The sequence below is a fragment of the Bradyrhizobium sp. Arg816 genome, from assembly GCF_029989365.1.
In the GTDB taxonomy this organism is placed as follows: domain Bacteria; phylum Pseudomonadota; class Alphaproteobacteria; order Rhizobiales; family Xanthobacteraceae; genus Bradyrhizobium.
This window is the reverse complement of the sequence record NZ_JAPRAQ010000008.1, coordinates 102,613-117,794: the sequence shown is the minus strand read 5'-3', so window position 1 is coordinate 117,794 and position 15,182 is coordinate 102,613. Positions and strand designations below refer to the sequence as shown.

Sequence of the window (15,182 nt, the reverse complement as noted above, 5' to 3'; positions counted from 1 at the left end):
TCGAGGGGGCACGCGATGACATCGACCCTGCCGCGGATGCGACTCGCAATCGCGCTGTCCGCGACCACGATGCTGACGCCGCCGGCGCTGGCGCAGACGCTGCCGACCGGCGGCCAGGTCGTGTCGGGACAGGCCACGATCAGTCAGTCCGGCAACGCCATGATGATCAACCAGTCGAGCGACCGGATGATCGCCAACTGGCAGAGTTTTTCGATCGGCGCCGGCAGCTCCGTGACCTTCAACCAGCCCGGCGCATCCTCGGTCGCGCTGAACCGCGTCGTCGGCCAGGACCCGTCAAAAATCCTCGGCAGCCTCAGCGCCAATGGGCAAGTGTTCCTGATCAATCCGAACGGCATCGCCATCGGCAAGACCGGCAGCGTCCAGACCGGTGGCTTCGTCGCTTCCACGCTCGGCATCAGCAACGCGGATTTTCTCGCCGGTCGCTACAACTTCACCGGCAGCGGCGGCGCGATCAGCAACGAGGGCAGCATCTCCGGCAAGGTGGTGGCGCTGATCTCGCCGAGCGTCAGCAATTCCGGCACCATCACCGGCAGCACGGCGCTCGCCGCCGGCACCGACGTGCTGCTGGACTTCAATGGCGACGGCCTGCTCTCGGTCGAGGTCAAGGCCTCCACCGTCAAGACCCTGGTCGAGAACAAGGGATTGATCCGCGCCGATGGCGGGCTCGCCATCCTCACCGCCAAGGGCGCGAGCGACGCCATGAAGGGCGTCGTCAACAACACCGGCGTGGTGCAGGCCGCGAGCATCGGCAGCAGGAACGGCCGCATCCTGCTGCTCGGCGATGCCAAGCATGGCGAGGTCAATGCCGGCGGCACGCTGCGGGCCCGCTCGGTCGAAACCTCCGCCGCCAAGGTCAATCTCGCCGCCGATCTGAAGGTCGATACGCTGGGCGGACATTGGCTGATCGATCCCGTCAACATCACCATCGACGCCAACTACGCTGGCGTCTTGCAGACGGCGCTTGCGAGCGGCGACGTGACGGTGACGACCTCGGGCAGCGGCACCGACGCGGGCAACGTCACGGTCAACTCCGCCGTCACCTGGGGCTCGCATATCCTGACGCTGCGGGCCGACAACGCCATCGTCATCAATGCGCCGCTGACCTCGACCGGCACGACGAGCAGTGACGGCCTGGTCCTGCAATACGCACAGACCACGGCCACCGGTGGCTACACCATCAACGCGCCGGTCAACCTGGCGGCGGGCAGCCTGTTCCAGACCCGGAAAGGATCCGACGCCGCCATCACCTATGCGGTGATCACCGATGTCAATGCCCTGCAGAACATCAACACCAACCGGTCCGGCAACTATGTGCTGGGCGCGAACATCGATGCCAGCGCCACGGCGGGCTGGAATGCTGGCGCCGGCTTCACGCCGATCGGCGGCATCGGCGATATCAGCAAATATTTTTTCGGCATTTTCGACGGGCTCGGTCACCGCATCAGCAACCTGATCATCAACCGGCCGTCCAGCGATAACATCGGCCTGTTCGGCTACATCGATGGCGGGACCATCCGCAATGTCGGATTGGAAGGCGGCAGCGTGACGGGCAACAATGCCGTCGGCGGGCTGGTGGGGTCGAGCGGCCTCTGGGTCTACGGCGGCACGAGCAGCGTCGCTTACAACACCATCAGCAACGTTTACAACACCGGCAATGTGACCGGCAGCGGCGCCATGGTCGGCGGGCTGGTCGGCGACGCCTATATCACGACGATCAGCAACTCATGTGCCACCGGCACGGTTGCGGGCTATGGCGCCGCCGGCGGGCTGGGAGGGCGCGTCGTCGCCTCTTTCGTCTCCAACTCGTATGCGACCGGCAACGTGTCCGCTAGCTGGGACGGTGCTGGCGGGCTGATCGCGTACAATATCGGTACGTGGATGGGACCGGGCCCCGGGGATTATGCCATCGGTACGGTGAGCCACTCTTATGCCACGGGTACCGTATCTGGCGGCATCAACGTCGGTGGCTTGTTGGGATACAGCAACATCGGTCTCGTCACCGATAGTCACGCCACCGGCAATGTTTCGGGCACCGGCGCAATTGGCGGTACAGGCACAGCTGCCGGCGGACTGGTGGGATTCCAACAGTACAGCCGGGTGGAGCGGTCTTACGCCACCGGCAACGTGTCCGGTGTCGTGGCAGTCGGCGGACTGGTGGGAGGCAGCTGATACGGCGCCGCGGTAAGCCAGTCTTACGCGACCGGCAATGTGTCCGGAACGAGGTCGGTCGGCGGGCTGGTCGGGCACAGCAATGAAGCCGTTTCGGTGCTCGATTCCTACGCCACGGGAGCGGTTTCAGGAAATTCCGAGGTCGGCGGGCTGGTGGGGGTGAATCAGGAAAGCCATGTGAGCCGAAGCTACTTCGCGGGCACCGTGTCGGGAACCAGCAATGTCGGCGCGATCGTGGGGATGAATTGGGATGGCGGCGACGTCACCCAAAGCTATGCGAACAGGGAGACATCGGGGCAGAGCGCCGCCTGTGGCGCATCTTTCGGCGGCGGCATCTGCGATGGCGGCATGCTCACCACGGCACAGCTGCGCGATCCCTTCACCTTCATCAACAACGGCTATGACTTCGCCGCCGTCTGGGGCAAGTCCGTCAGCGGCGCCAATAACGGCATGCCGGTGCTGCGCGCGTTCGGCGACACCGTCTACGATGCCTATGTCAACGTCGCGGGCTCGGCCAGCACCACCTATGGCAAGCTGGCCTCGCTCGGCGGATTGACGATGACCGGCGTGAACGCCAATCGCGTCACGCTCGGCTGGGGCAGCGCAGTCACCACCGCACTGGGCGCGGGCAGCTACAATCTCAGCGGCCCCGACGTTATCAACGCGACCGGCTCGGGCGGCGCGGTCTATGTCGGCTCGGTCGCGGTCGGCCTCACCATCGACAGGGCGGCGCTCACCATCACCGCCAACGCGTCCAAGACCTATGACGGCCTCGCCTTCTCCGGCGGCAGCGTCGCTTATTCCGGCTTCATGAATGGCGAGACTGCATCCGTGCTGTCGGGCGCGCTTCTTTATGGCGGCACGGCGCAGGGCGCGGTGAATGCCGGCCGCTACAGCCTGACGGCGTCGGGCCTCTCCTCGGCCAATTATGCTATCACCTATGTCGACGGTTCGCTGACCGTCAACAAGGCGCCGCTCACCATTGCAGTCAACGGCGTCACGAAGAATTACGACGGCGTGCCGTTCTCCGGCGGCAGCGCGATCTATTCCGGATTCGTGAACGGGGAGGGGCTGTCCGCGCTATCAGGCACGCTCGTCTACGGCGGCTCGGCCCAGGGCACGCGAAATCCCGGGGTCTACGGCATCGCCGCCTCGGGGCTGACATCCGCGAACTACGACATCACCTATGTCGACGGCCGGCTCGCGATCATTCCGCGCGACGCAGGCGCCTGTTCGCTTGGGGCCGGCGGCAACCCGGTCTGCGGCGCCACTCCGCCCAATCCCGCCGCGCCGCTCGGGCTGAACGACCAGGCGCCGATCGAGATCGTGCTGCCTTAGAGCACTCGGCAGCGCCGCGCTGTAACCCCGCACTCCATCATTGCGAGGAGCTCGCAACAAAATTGCGAAGCAATTTTGCGCTGAAGCGACGAAGCAATCCAGAATCTCTCCGCGGAAAGATTCTGGATTGCTTCGCTGCGCTCGCAATGACGAGGAGAGCGCAGGCGATCTAACACCCATGAAAGCGGGCACGCCTTCGTGCGAAGGCGTGCCCGCTTAAAACTCACTTCGTGCGAAGCGCGTGCTCAGTACACGCTCACCGCTTGCAGCTCGTTGCTCCAGGCGTTGGCGACCGCGGCCTAACGCCTTGCATTCGCCGCGGCCATTCCCGGACAGAAATTTCTGGCCACGCCTTCGCCGGCGCCGCGCGTGCGCTTCAGCAGACCGTCGGCAGCAGGCGCCGGACTTCGTCGAGCAGTTCGGGAATCGCCGTCTTGTCACCCGCGAGGTGCTTGAGCAGCGCACTTTGAAACAGACCGTCGAACAGCGCATAGAGCGCGGCGGGCGACGACGCCGGCCGCTTGCTGCCGAGCTCGGCATAGCGGGAGGCGATGCGCCAGATCATCGCTTCCAGGCTCTTGTCGATCTCGAGTACATCCTTGCGAAACGCCGCCTCGAACATCGCCTGCGAGCGCAAATCGTACCAAAGGCGGTGCATCCGGGCTTCGTTCTGCAGCGTTGCTGCGAGCTTGGCGAGGAAACCCTCCGTCAATTCGTCGCGGCTCGTTGCTGTCGCGACGACATCGTCATATCGCGTCACGCACTTCGCCTTGTAGTGGCGGACGCAGCAGCAGATCAGGTCGAGCTTGTCGCTGAAATAATAGTGGAACACGCCGTGCGTGAACGCCGAGTTCTGCGCGATTTCGCGCAGGCTGGTGCGTGCGAAGCCGAGCTCTCCAAGCGTTTCGAGCGCGGCCTCGGCAAGCTCGACGCGCCGCGCGTTGAACTTCTCGTCGCGCAGCACCTCGGCCGCATCAGCCACACGCCGGGCCGCTCCCGTCACCTGCCGCGCCATCTCGTCCCTTCCTCAGTCCCGTTCTTTCAAGGACTTATACCGCGTCGACCGCGGAATGCTCCATCCCCTCACAACCACTTCCTTTGACAACTGTCAAATTCGTTCTTGACAAGTGTCAAGATATTGGCGGAGGTTCGCACCAAGAATTTGGACAGTCGTCAAGACGTCCGACCATGGAGGAACGCTTCGCTGGGTGCCACCGAAAGGCCTGCGCCCATCGACCTGGTGCGCGCCGATTGGCGCGGCACGAATCGATCACCAGCAACGGAGGAGTGCGTCATGAGTGGGAAGAGCCTTGCAGGCAGGAAAGCCCTGGTCACCGGCGGTGCTAGAGGAATCGGCGCGGCCATCGCGCAAGCTCTGGCGCGAGCCGGCGCCTCGATCATGATCGCCGACATCCTGGAAGAGACCGGCCGCGCCAGCGCAGCCGCTATCGCGAAGGAAGACGTCGCCACGGGCTTCGTCCAGCTCGACGTCACCGACGACGCTCAATGGGAGCGGGCGGTTGCCGAGACCGTCGCAACCCTCGGCGGCTACGACATTCTGATCAACAATGCCGGCATCGAGATCACGTCGCTGATCTCCGAGGTCAAGGCCGAGGACGCACGGCGGATGTGCGACGTCAATATCGTCGGCACCGTGCTCGGCATGAAGCACGCCTTCCGTGCCATGCGCCCGGGCGGGCCGGCCGGCAAGGGCGGCGCCGTCGTCAACATCGCCTCGGTTGCGGCAACGATCGCCTTTCCGAGCATCGCGGTCTATTCGGGCACCAAATCCGCGGTTGACCGCATGACGCGGGTCGGAGCGATGGAAGCCGGCAAGCTCGGTCTCGGCGTGCGCGTAAACTGCATCTATCCGGGCCTGATCCCGACCGACATGGGCATGCAGCTCGCCAACGACATCGTCAAGGTCGGGCTCGCGGCTGACGTCAACGCCGCAGTCGGCTCGGTGGTGGAGCAAACCCCGCTCGGCCGTCTCGCCGAGGTCACGGACATCGGCGATGCCGCGGTGTTCCTGTGCTCGAACGAGGCGCGCTTCATCACCGGCATCGGACTGCCGGTCGATGGCGGCATGGGCATGTAACGACAAAGCCGACAACAAGCATTTCGGAGGAACGCAATGAGCGAGAAGAAGCCCGTCATCGTCTATGGCGCTTCCGGCTATACTGGCCGGCTGGTCTGTGAATATCTGCGCGAATACAACATCCCCTTCATCGCCGCCGGCCGCAGCAATGAGAAGCTCAACGCCGCGATGAAGTCGAATGTAGCGGGCATCGAGACCGCCGACTATGAGGTGGTCAAGGTGCCGCACACCGTGGCTGCGCTGACTGAATTGTTCAAGGGCGCCTCGGTGGTGCTCAACACCGTGGGTCCCTTCGCCAAGTTCGGCGGCGAAGTGGTGCAGGCTTGCCTCGCTTCCAAGTGTCATTACACCGACACCACCGGTGAGCAGGACTGGCTGATCACGCTCGAGCAGGAGTGGGGCACGAAGTTCGCCAATGCCGGGCTGCTGTTGGCGCCGGGCATCGCGCAGATGTACACCACCGGCGAGATCGCAGCCCAGCTGTGCCTGGAGACGCCCGGCCTCGACACGCTCGACATTGCCGTGTTCTGGGGTGGCAGCCCGACCATCGCATCGACGCAGACCATCCTGGTCAACGCCGCGATGGCCAAGGCCTACTACCTGGAGCAGAACAAGTACGTCGAGCATCAGCCCGATGCCGGCCTGTACAACCTCGCCATCCCCGGTCAGCACGAGCTGGCGCTGGCGTTGCCCTGGGGAGGCACCTCGCACCCGGTGTGGTTCAAGCGCGATCCGCGCGTGGCCAACGTGAAGGTGCTGGGCGGCGTGTTCAATCGCGCGCTGATGCTGGGCGTGCCGCAGATCGTCGCGGCCGCGCTGGAGGCGACCAAGGATATGAATCCCGACGACCGCTACGCCGCATTGGCGCAGACCGCCGCCGGTGTGATGAACACCATGCCGCCGCGCGAGAACCCGCGCGTCAACAAGTCCTTGGATTCGGTACATGCCTCCGGCCCGTTGGGGCGCGCGCACTGCGTCATCTACGGCAACAGCAACTACAAGCAGACCGGCTTGCTGCAGGCCTATGCCGCGGCACACCTGCTGCAGCAGCCGCCGAAGCGCGTGGGGTTCGCCTCCGGCTGCCAGGCGTTCGGCCATCACGAGCTGCTCGGGCAGTTGCGCAGCTTCGGGCTCGTCAGCAAGCCGGTTCTGACCGTGCACGATTAAGTCAATCGCGGGTGGCGCGGACCTCCGCGTCACCCGCTACCGCTTCGGGTGTTGATCATGCGCTTCATCGATTACCTGGACAAAGGTGCCTCGCTCGGCGCCGACGCGCCGTGCCTCACCATGGATGGACGCGACCTCAGCTATCGCGACGTGCAGTTGCTGAGCTACCGCGTCGCGCGCGGGCTCGCGCGATCGGGGATTGCTGCCGGCGAGAAGGTCGCAATCCTTTCCGGCAACGATCCGGTCGCGTTTGCCTGCGTGTTCGGCATTTCCCGCGGCGGTGCGGTCTGGTGCCCGATCAATCCGCGTAACGAGGCGGCCGAAAACCGGCTCATCCTCGAGCAATTCGACTGCAGCCTGCTGTTGTTTCATTCAAGCTTCGCGCCGATGGTCGAGACGGTGCGTGCAGAGCTGCCGAAGCTTCGTGCCGTCGTCTGCCTCGATGCTGAGTTGTCCTTCGCGCCCTCGTTCGACAGCTGGCTCGCCGGCCTTGCAGACGACCACTATCAACGCGAGACGATCGACGATCTCGCGATGATCCCGGGCACCGGCGGCACCACCGGCAAGCCGAAGGGGGTCATGCTGTCGGGCCGCAACATCGAGGCGATGACGGCACTGACGCTGATGGGCTATCCTTTCAAGGGCCGCCCGATCTACCTCGCGCTTGCGCCGCTGACCCACGCGGCCGGCGTGCTGTGTTTCCCGATCTTGGCGCTCGGCGGCCGCATCGTGATCATGCATCACCCCGACATCGCGGAATTTCTCGATCTGATCGAGCGCTATCGCGTCACGCACACCTTCCTGCCGCCGACCGTGATCTACATGCTGCTCGATCATCCGAAGCTCGACTCCGCGAGGCTCGGCTCTCTGCAATGCTTCTGGTACGGCGCGGCGCCGATCTCGGCCGCGCGGCTTGCGGAGGCGCTCCAGCGTATCGGGCCGATGGCGCAGTTGTTCGGTCAGACCGAAGCGCCGATGATGATCTCGATGATGGCGCCTCGCGAGCATTACAATGCCGACGGCACGATCGCGATGGAGCGTCTCGCCTCGGCCGGGCGGATCAGCCCGCTGGTGCAGGCCGGCATCATGGATGGCGACGGCAATTTGCTGCCGACCGGCGCCCGCGGCGAGATCGTGGTCCGCGGTTCGCTGGTGATGGAGGGCTATTACAAGAATCCCGAGGCTACGGCGGAAGCCTCCGCGCATGGCTGGCACCATACCGGCGACATCGGCTACATCGACGACGACGGCTACCTCTATATCGTCGATCGCGCCAAGGACATGATCATCACCGGCGGGTTCAACGTCTACTCGATCGAGGTCGAGAACGCGCTGCGGGCGCATGAGGCGGTGCAGGATTGCGCCGTGATTGGCCTTCCGGACGAGAAATGGGGTGAGCGGATCGTCGCCGTGGTGCAGCCCCGCGCCGGCCAAAGCGTCGATGCGACGGCGCTGGCCGCCTTCGTCAAGCAGCGGATCGGCAGCGTCAAGACACCGAAGCAGATCGAAGTCTGGGACGATCTGCCCCGCTCCAAGGTAGGCAAGGTGCTGAAGCCGGACATCCGCGCACGGCTGTCGGATCGCTCGGGCGGCTGAGCCTTGTACTCATAGGCATAACGTCCGCTTTCGAAGTGCCGGCTCAACCCCGTCGACTTAACGCAGGCGTTAAATCTCGCTGCTGGGTTTCAAGTCCTGGCCGGGGGACGCCATGCCCGCTACGAGGGGCGAACCGGACGTGGGTCGCTAGTTCGGGAATGTTTGCAAATGACCCCAAAGCGGAAATCACTAGCTCGGTACCCCGCTTAGGTGAAATGTCGTAGCAAGGATGCGCCAGCCGTCGGGGGAGCGAACAAGGTTGTACGACTGCCGCCATTGCCTTGTAACGCTTCCATCCGGTCGGAGGTTTTTCCACGTTACAGTTCCGAGAGCACTGCGTTCGCCTATAGGAACGGCCACTACATCGTGCAGAGTTCCACTTTCGGCCCCTTCGCGTCGGTAGGTGTCGGCCACTCCTTGGAAAAACCGCGCAATCTCGTCACGTGACTGAAAACAATGTATCGACCCGTCACCCCGCATGGTGATGCAGGGAGCGCAGTAGAGTTTGGCGATTTGATCACCATCCCAGGTGGTGAATGTCTCCATGTATTTGTTGAAGAAGGCAGATATCTCGACTTCAAGCGCTTCCGGCATGATTTGTCTCCAGAGCTTTCATGTTCTGCGACGAGCAAGCCAACCCGAATTGTCTTGGGTCGCGATACAGCGCACGCGGAATTCGGATGGCGACATGCCGTTCAGCCGATCCGCTGCTGGGTCCAACTCCGCGCAACTGGCCTGCTCTACAGTTACGATCTGATCCGCGGCCAACCAAGCTACGATTGGAACTGAAGGGCCAATGATTACGAGATAGGCCAAGCCGAGAGCGGGAGACCAACGTTCGATACCAAGCCCCGTCCGGTAGACCGCGGCCATTCCTAAGCCGAAGCACGCGATCCAAACGGCAAGCCAACAAGCAGAGATCATTCGTCTCTCCCCGCCCAACAGTGTGCGCAATGCTACCGTTGACGCCCATCTCTCGCCAGAAGACGGTTTGCACCGAAGGGGCAATGCACTTGACCGATTCTCGATGGTTAGGCTCACCTACCCGTCGGGTGTTGATGGAAACGACGAGGTCATTGAATGAAAAAGGCGGATCGGCGATGTCGCCTATTGGCCCATCAGCGAAGTGACGACACCGCTCAAGGAGGTCCGCTTAGCGAGGGGTGCGGACTGGATTTGCTCGCTCTGAGTTCTTCGCATCTTGACCCGAAGTCGACCTTAAACTCGTAACCAGCGAGAGGCTGATCGCAGCTTAGCAGAGTCCCTGGTGGGACTTAGCACAAGCGGCACGCCCCCCAGGATGCGCAGCAACCCGCGCAACCGCCGAACCCCCAGCCACCATAGCCCCAGCCATCGAACCCGATGTCGTCATCGAACCCGATGTCGAACCCGCAGCCGCCGCAACCGCAACCACGGAAGCCACGGCAACCACGGAAGCCACCGCAACCTCGGATGCCAACGAACCCGCCACCACCGCAACCTCGAATGCCAACGAGCCCGCCACCACCGCAACCTCGGATGCCAACAAACCCGCCACCACCGCAACCTCGGCCGCCAACAAACCCGCCGCCGCCGCAACCTCGGCCGCCGCCGCACCCCCCGCAACCATGGCCGCACCCGCAACCACCGCACCCGCGCGCTAGCTGCACGCCGCTGCCAAAGTTTTCTCTATCGAAAAGATGGAACGTGGCCAGACTGACGTCGGCCATTTCCTCTTCGCCAAGAAAGAAGCGCTGATTTGGCGAGGTGTTGGATTGCGGGATACCGGTAGCGGGCATCGTGGATGCGGATGCGCTACTCGCCAGCGAAAGACCCAGTCCGGCCGCACCTAGCACCTTCACGGTGGCGGCTTTGGCTGTGCGTTTCTGCTTCGAAGCTTGCTTGACCCGTGGCATGGTCGCACCCTCCGTAGTTCTTGTGAAAGCGCTCTGCAAGAGTGCGCTCGGCGAAACCGGCGCGCAAGGGTTACCTGTGCCATAAAATGCGAAACATCTCATCGAGCTCCATTCATCTTCAGACCGAGATCGACACATGACTGCTTTTGGTTGAGCAGAATAACGCCAGCTGACCAGCGTAAGAGGCGTCGCGATGTCGGCTGTCTACGGGAAAGCGGACGTCACACGATGGTTGAGCTGACCGCAGCTTTTGACCCAGAACAGACCTTCGCACTTGGAGGTTCAGCCCAAGTTCGCAGTCGCCGATCAATTCTCATGCGGATGTGATTTGCGTGTTATCGCGCTGCGACGCCAATCCTGTATGGTACAGGCGAAGGACCTATCGGCAGGAGCTACCCCATGCTCGGCTCGATCATGTTTAGCTTGGTCGTCATCGGGTTGATGTTTTGGTGCGGGCGCGTAACGGCGAACTTTGCGGCAGAGAGAGGCCGGTCTAAACGCATTTGGTTCCTCTGGGGAGCGCTGTTCTTTCCCCTCTTTCCGGCTCAATGGTTTGTTTTGGGGCTGCTACCAAAAAAGTAAGGCCGCTTCAGTCGGCAGCGTCGTTTTTTAGGCCAAGCCTGCGATGTCGACTTATGGCCCTTAGCGGACGTGCCGCGGCGGGGTTTCTTTGTCTGGTTTCGGGGATGAAGCAGGACTGCATATCAGGAGCTGAGGCGACAGCTTCATGAATACACACCCTAGCAAGTGCCCTCACCGTGAGGGGGCTCGTCATCTGGCGGGCGCAAAAAAATACGCGGGCCGCCTTGCTTGAGGCATGCCCGCGCATTTGAATTCGTCTGTCGCGCGCGAGAGCGCGCGCGTGTCAGTGGACGCTCACCGCCTGCAGCTCGTTGCTCCAGGCATTCGCGACCGCGGCTTCGCGGCTGTCGGTCAGCATGATCGGCGTGCCGTCGGCGGCGTGGAGCGCGAAGAGCTTGAGGCCCGGCGCGATTTTCGGCGCCTCGGGAAACAGGCCCGGTACATCCTCGGAGCGGATCTGCTTCACATAGGCGATATGGCCCTCGCCGAGGGTTGCCAGCGTCTCGGGCGAGACGTTCTTGGCTTCGTATTCGAACGCAACGTGACCTTCACTCATGGTCTCGACTCCTTCACAGAAACTAAGCGGTCGAGTCCGCTACTCGTTCCATTATTCGTGCTCATTGATAGCGATTGTCTTAACGATCCTCTCCGGTTCAGGCCGGGCAAGATCGACCGACAGCAGCCCGTTCTTCAAATCCGCGCCCAGCACGAGCATCCCCTCCGCCAGCACGAAGGTGCGCTGGAAGTGGCGCGCGGCAATGCCGCGATGGATGTATTGCCGGGTCTTGTCGTCCTGCTGACGCCCGCGAATCACGAGCTGGTTTTCCTCAATGGTTACATCGAGTTGGTCGCGGGTGAATCCGGCGACCGCCAACGTGATCCGCAGCCGCTCGGGCTGGCCGTCCGACCGGTCGCACCTCTCGATATTGTAGGGAGGGTAGCCGTCGGCGCCTTTGACGACGCGGTCGAGCACGCGCTCGATCTCGTCGAAGCCCAGAAGGAACGGACTGGAAAGCGTGGGAACACGAGACATAGTTTACAAAGTCCTCTCGAAGCGACTTTGGCATTTCAGGGCCCGGAAGCGGCGCCCCTTGGTCAGCAATATGGTCATAACCCCGTGTCGGTTCAAGGACGTAGCGGGAGCCCTGTGGATTGGCGATTGCCTGCCGTCGCCCAAAATGCCTCCGCATCGTCATGGCCGGGCTTGTCCCGGCCATCCACGGCCTCACTCGCGGCACCAAGAACGTGGATGCCCGGGACAAGCCCGGGCATGACGAATTAGCGGGACGATTTCTCCAATGAAAACAAACCCCCGGCTACTGTGCATGGGGTTGTTTTTCGCGTTTTTGATTGGCCGGCCCCTCGGAGCCGGTCAGGCCTCGATCCGCGTCCGCCCGTCGCCGCTGAAAAGGTGCAGCTTCGCCCGTACCGCCGCGACGCGGATCCTCGCGCCGATGGCGGGGGCCTCGGTTCCGGGAATGCGGACGATGACCTCGCCGGGCGGCAGCTCGCCGGGGGTGGCGGCGACGCGCTGCTCGTCCTGGGCCCGGGTGCCATAGACGAAGGTTTCGGCACCGACGCGCTCGATCGCTTCCACGGTCAGGGGCAGTGCGACACCGCCGGCCGGGGTCTGGTCGGTGATGACGAAATCTTCCGGGCGGATGCCGAGGATGCCGGCCTCGGTCGCACCGCCGCCGAGCTGTGACTTGATCTCATCGGCGCGCGTCGACATCAGGTTCATCGGCGGCGCCCCGATGAAGGAGGCGACGAAGGTCGTCGCCGGCTTCTCGTAGATCGCGAGCGGATTGCCGATCTGCTCGACCTGGCCGCCATTCATGACCACGAGAACGTCGGCGAGCGTCATCGCCTCGAGCTGGTCGTGGGTGACGTAGATCGAGGTCGTGTTGAGCCGGCGCTGCAATTTGCGGATCTCGACGCGCATCGCGATGCGCAGCTTTGCGTCGAGGTTCGACAGCGGCTCGTCGAACAGAAACACTTTTGGCTGGCGCACGATGGCGCGGCCCATGGCGACGCGCTGGCGCTGGCCGCCGGAGAGCTGACGCGGCTTGCGCTCCAGCATCGGCGCGAGCTCGAGCACGCGCGCGGCTTCCTCGACGCGGGTCTTGACCTCGGCCTCCGCCATGCCGCGGTTGCGCAGGCCGTAGGCCATGTTGTTGAAGACGCTCATATGCGGATAGAGCGCGTAGTTCTGGAACACCATCGCGATGTCGCGATCGGCGGGCTCGATCTGGTTGACGACGCGGCCGCCGATGTCGATCTCGCCGCCGGTGACGGTCTCGAGACCTGCGACCATGCGCAGCAGCGTGGACTTGCCGCAGCCGGAAGGGCCGACCAGCACGCAGAACTGTCCGTCGGCGACGTCGACATTGACGCCCTTGATGGCCTCGAAGCCGCCGGTGTAGGTCTTGCGGACGTTGCGCAGGGTGACGTTAGCCATGAGTTTTTCCAGCGAATGGCGAATGGGGAGTGGCGAATTGGGAAGGCATGCACGCGAGAGCCGTCAAAAGGCTTTCCATTCGCCATTCGCTACTCACCACTCGCCCCCTCACTTTTCCGTCTCGACCAGGCCGCGCACGAACAGTTTCTGCATGGCGACGACGACGAACACCGGCGGCAGCATGGCCAGCACGGCGGTCGCCATCACGATCGGCCATTCGGTCAGCGCGTCGGTGGTGGTGATCATCTTGCGGATGCCGACCTGGATGGTCTGCATGTCGTCGCGCGTGGTGATCAGCAGCGGCCAGAGATATTGATTCCAGCCGAGGATGAAGAGGATCACGAACAGCGCCGCCATATTGGTGCGCGACAGCGGCAGCAGCGTATCCCAGAAGAAGCGCAAGGGGCCGGCGCCGTCTATGCGCGAGGCCTCCAGCAGCTCGTCCGGCACGGTCATGAAGAACTGGCGGAACAGCAGCGTCGCGGTGGCCGACGCGATCAGCGGCAGCGCGAGGCCGGCATAGCTGTCGAGCATGTGCAGATCGGCGACGATCTTGTAGGTCGGGTAGATGCGCACCTCGACCGGCAGCATCAACGTGATGAAGATGATCCAGAAGATCGCCATCCGGAACGGAAAGCGGAAATACACGATCGCATAGGCCGAGATGATCGAGATCGCGATCTTGCCGATCGCGATCGCCAGCGCCATCACCAGCGAGTTCAGCATCATGTTGCCGACGGGCTCGCGTGTCGAGCCGCTCGTGCCGACGAAGATGGTCTTGTAGTAGACCTCGAAGAAATGGCCGCCCGGCAGCAGCGACATCTGCCCGTTCGCGATCAGGGCGTTGTCCTGGGTCGAGGCGACGATCGCGATGTAGACCGGGAATGCGACGATCGCGATCCCGATCCAGAGAATCGCGTGGGCGACGTAGCGCCGAAAGCCCTCTTCTTCGACCATCAGTAGGTCACCTTGCGTTCGACGAAGCGGAACTGGATTCCCGTCAGCACGATCACCATGACCATCAGGATCACCGACTGCGCCGCGGAGCTGCCGAGATTGCCGCCGAGCAGGCCGTCGGAATAGACCTTGTAGACCAGCGTGACCGTCGATGTGCCGGGACCGCCGCGGGTCATGGTGTCGATGATGCCGAAGGTGTCGAAGAAGGCGTAGACGATGTTGACGACCAGCAGGAAGAAGATCGTGGGCGACAGCAGCGGGAAGGTCACGGTCCAGAACCGGCGCATCGGACGGGCGCCGTCGATCGCGGCGGCCTCGAACACGCTTCGGGGGATGGCTTGCAGGCCGGCGAGGAAGAACAGGAAATTATAGGAGATCTGCTTCCACGCCGCGGCGAGGATGATCAGCCCAGCCGCCTGGTTGCCGTCGAGCAGCGGATTCCAGTCGACACCCAGGCCGCGCAGATAGCGCGACAGCACGCCGAGCGAGGGATGCAGCATGAAGATCCAGAGCACGCCGACCACGGGCGGCGCCACCGCATAGGGCCAGATCAGCAGCGTGCGGTAGAGCATTGAGCCGCGCAGCGGCTTGTCCGCCATCACGGCGAGCAAGAGCGCGAAGGACAGCGACGAGACGGCGATGGCGAACGAAAAGACGAACGTACGGACGACCGCCTCGAAATAGGCGGGGTCTTTGAACAGCTCGATGTAATTCTCGAACCAGACAAAGGTGCTCGAGAGACCGAAGGCATCCTGGAGCAGGAAGGACTGGATGACCGCCTGCAGCGCAGGCCAGTAGAAGAATATCAGGACGATCGCGAGTTGCGGCGCAACCAGCGCGTAGGGCAATAGCTTTGACTGGAAAATGGCTTGCTTTTGCATGATGTCAGCTGAGCGGCAGG

Annotated in this window: 13 protein-coding genes; 6 read left to right on the top strand and 7 right to left on the bottom strand. The window is 63.3% G+C overall.

The window, feature by feature from the left end; genetic code table 11:
* Window positions 1-15: 15 nt before the first annotated feature.
* Together OWC48_RS20980 and OWC48_RS20975 are read left to right on the top strand one after the other, a co-directional pair.
* Window positions 16-2,190, top strand: coding sequence for a filamentous hemagglutinin N-terminal domain-containing protein (locus OWC48_RS20980; protein ID WP_282521667.1), 2,175 nt, complete (start codon window positions 16-18; stop codon window positions 2,188-2,190).
* Window positions 2,191-2,229: 39 nt separating this feature from the next.
* The gene (locus OWC48_RS20975) at window positions 2,230-3,528 is read left to right on the top strand and encodes an MBG domain-containing protein (protein ID WP_282521666.1); all 1,299 of its coding nucleotides are present in this window, start codon (window positions 2,230-2,232) and stop codon (window positions 3,526-3,528) included.
* Between the two features lie 376 nt (window positions 3,529-3,904).
* Here OWC48_RS20975 and OWC48_RS20970 read toward each other — a convergent pair whose 3' ends face one another.
* The gene (locus OWC48_RS20970; protein WP_282521665.1) at window positions 3,905-4,543 is read right to left on the bottom strand and encodes a TetR/AcrR family transcriptional regulator; all 639 of its coding nucleotides are present in this window, start codon (window positions 4,541-4,543) and stop codon (window positions 3,905-3,907) included.
* A 279-nt stretch (window positions 4,544-4,822) separates the two neighbouring features.
* Here OWC48_RS20970 and OWC48_RS20965 point away from each other — a divergent pair, with 279 nt between their 5' ends.
* Genes OWC48_RS20965 through OWC48_RS20955 form a run of 3 tightly spaced genes read left to right on the top strand, consistent with a single transcriptional unit; the run spans window position 4,823 to window position 8,389 of the window.
* On the top strand, window positions 4,823-5,626 hold the full coding sequence (locus tag OWC48_RS20965) for an SDR family NAD(P)-dependent oxidoreductase (protein WP_282521664.1): 804 nt from the start codon (window positions 4,823-4,825) through the stop codon (window positions 5,624-5,626).
* Window positions 5,627-5,662: 36 nt separating this feature from the next.
* Entirely contained in the window at window positions 5,663-6,793 is a 1,131-nt protein-coding gene (locus OWC48_RS20960) for a DUF5938 domain-containing protein (RefSeq protein ID WP_282521663.1), read from the top strand.
* Between the two features lie 57 nt (window positions 6,794-6,850).
* On the top strand, window positions 6,851-8,389 hold the full coding sequence (locus OWC48_RS20955; RefSeq protein ID WP_282521662.1) for a long-chain fatty acid--CoA ligase: 1,539 nt from the start codon (window positions 6,851-6,853) through the stop codon (window positions 8,387-8,389).
* A 189-nt stretch (window positions 8,390-8,578) separates the two neighbouring features.
* On the opposite strand, the gene OWC48_RS20950 is transcribed toward OWC48_RS20955, so the two are convergent.
* Complete coding sequence (locus OWC48_RS20950; RefSeq protein ID WP_085398148.1) at window positions 8,579-8,983, bottom strand: nuclear transport factor 2 family protein; 405 nt, start codon at window positions 8,981-8,983, stop codon at window positions 8,579-8,581.
* Between the two features lie 1,700 nt (window positions 8,984-10,683).
* Between OWC48_RS20950 and OWC48_RS20945 the strand changes: the two genes are divergently transcribed.
* Entirely contained in the window at window positions 10,684-10,866 is a 183-nt protein-coding gene (locus tag OWC48_RS20945; RefSeq protein WP_282521661.1) for a hypothetical protein, read from the top strand.
* A 283-nt stretch (window positions 10,867-11,149) separates the two neighbouring features.
* Here the strand turns inward: OWC48_RS20945 and OWC48_RS20940 are convergent, their stop codons facing one another.
* The 5 genes from OWC48_RS20940 to ugpA all read right to left on the bottom strand — a co-directional run bounded on the left by OWC48_RS20940 (window position 11,150) and on the right by ugpA (window position 15,162).
* On the bottom strand, window positions 11,150-11,422 hold the full coding sequence (locus OWC48_RS20940; RefSeq protein WP_011083553.1) for a DUF1150 domain-containing protein: 273 nt from the start codon (window positions 11,420-11,422) through the stop codon (window positions 11,150-11,152).
* A gap of 51 nt (window positions 11,423-11,473) precedes the next feature.
* On the bottom strand, window positions 11,474-11,899 hold the full coding sequence (locus OWC48_RS20935) for an Hsp20 family protein (protein ID WP_014438749.1): 426 nt from the start codon (window positions 11,897-11,899) through the stop codon (window positions 11,474-11,476).
* Between the two features lie 339 nt (window positions 11,900-12,238).
* Entirely contained in the window at window positions 12,239-13,324 is a 1,086-nt protein-coding gene (locus OWC48_RS20930; RefSeq protein ID WP_282521660.1) for a sn-glycerol-3-phosphate import ATP-binding protein UgpC, read from the bottom strand.
* A 108-nt stretch (window positions 13,325-13,432) separates the two neighbouring features.
* Window positions 13,433-14,281 (bottom strand): sn-glycerol-3-phosphate ABC transporter permease UgpE, encoded by an 849-nt coding sequence (ugpE, locus tag OWC48_RS20925; protein ID WP_063980180.1) that lies wholly within the window; start codon window positions 14,279-14,281, stop codon window positions 13,433-13,435.
* Window positions 14,281-15,162 (bottom strand): sn-glycerol-3-phosphate ABC transporter permease UgpA, encoded by an 882-nt coding sequence (gene ugpA, locus OWC48_RS20920; protein ID WP_282521659.1) that lies wholly within the window; start codon window positions 15,160-15,162, stop codon window positions 14,281-14,283. The genes ugpE and ugpA overlap by 1 nt, the downstream gene beginning before the upstream one ends.
* Window positions 15,163-15,182 lie beyond the last annotated feature (20 nt).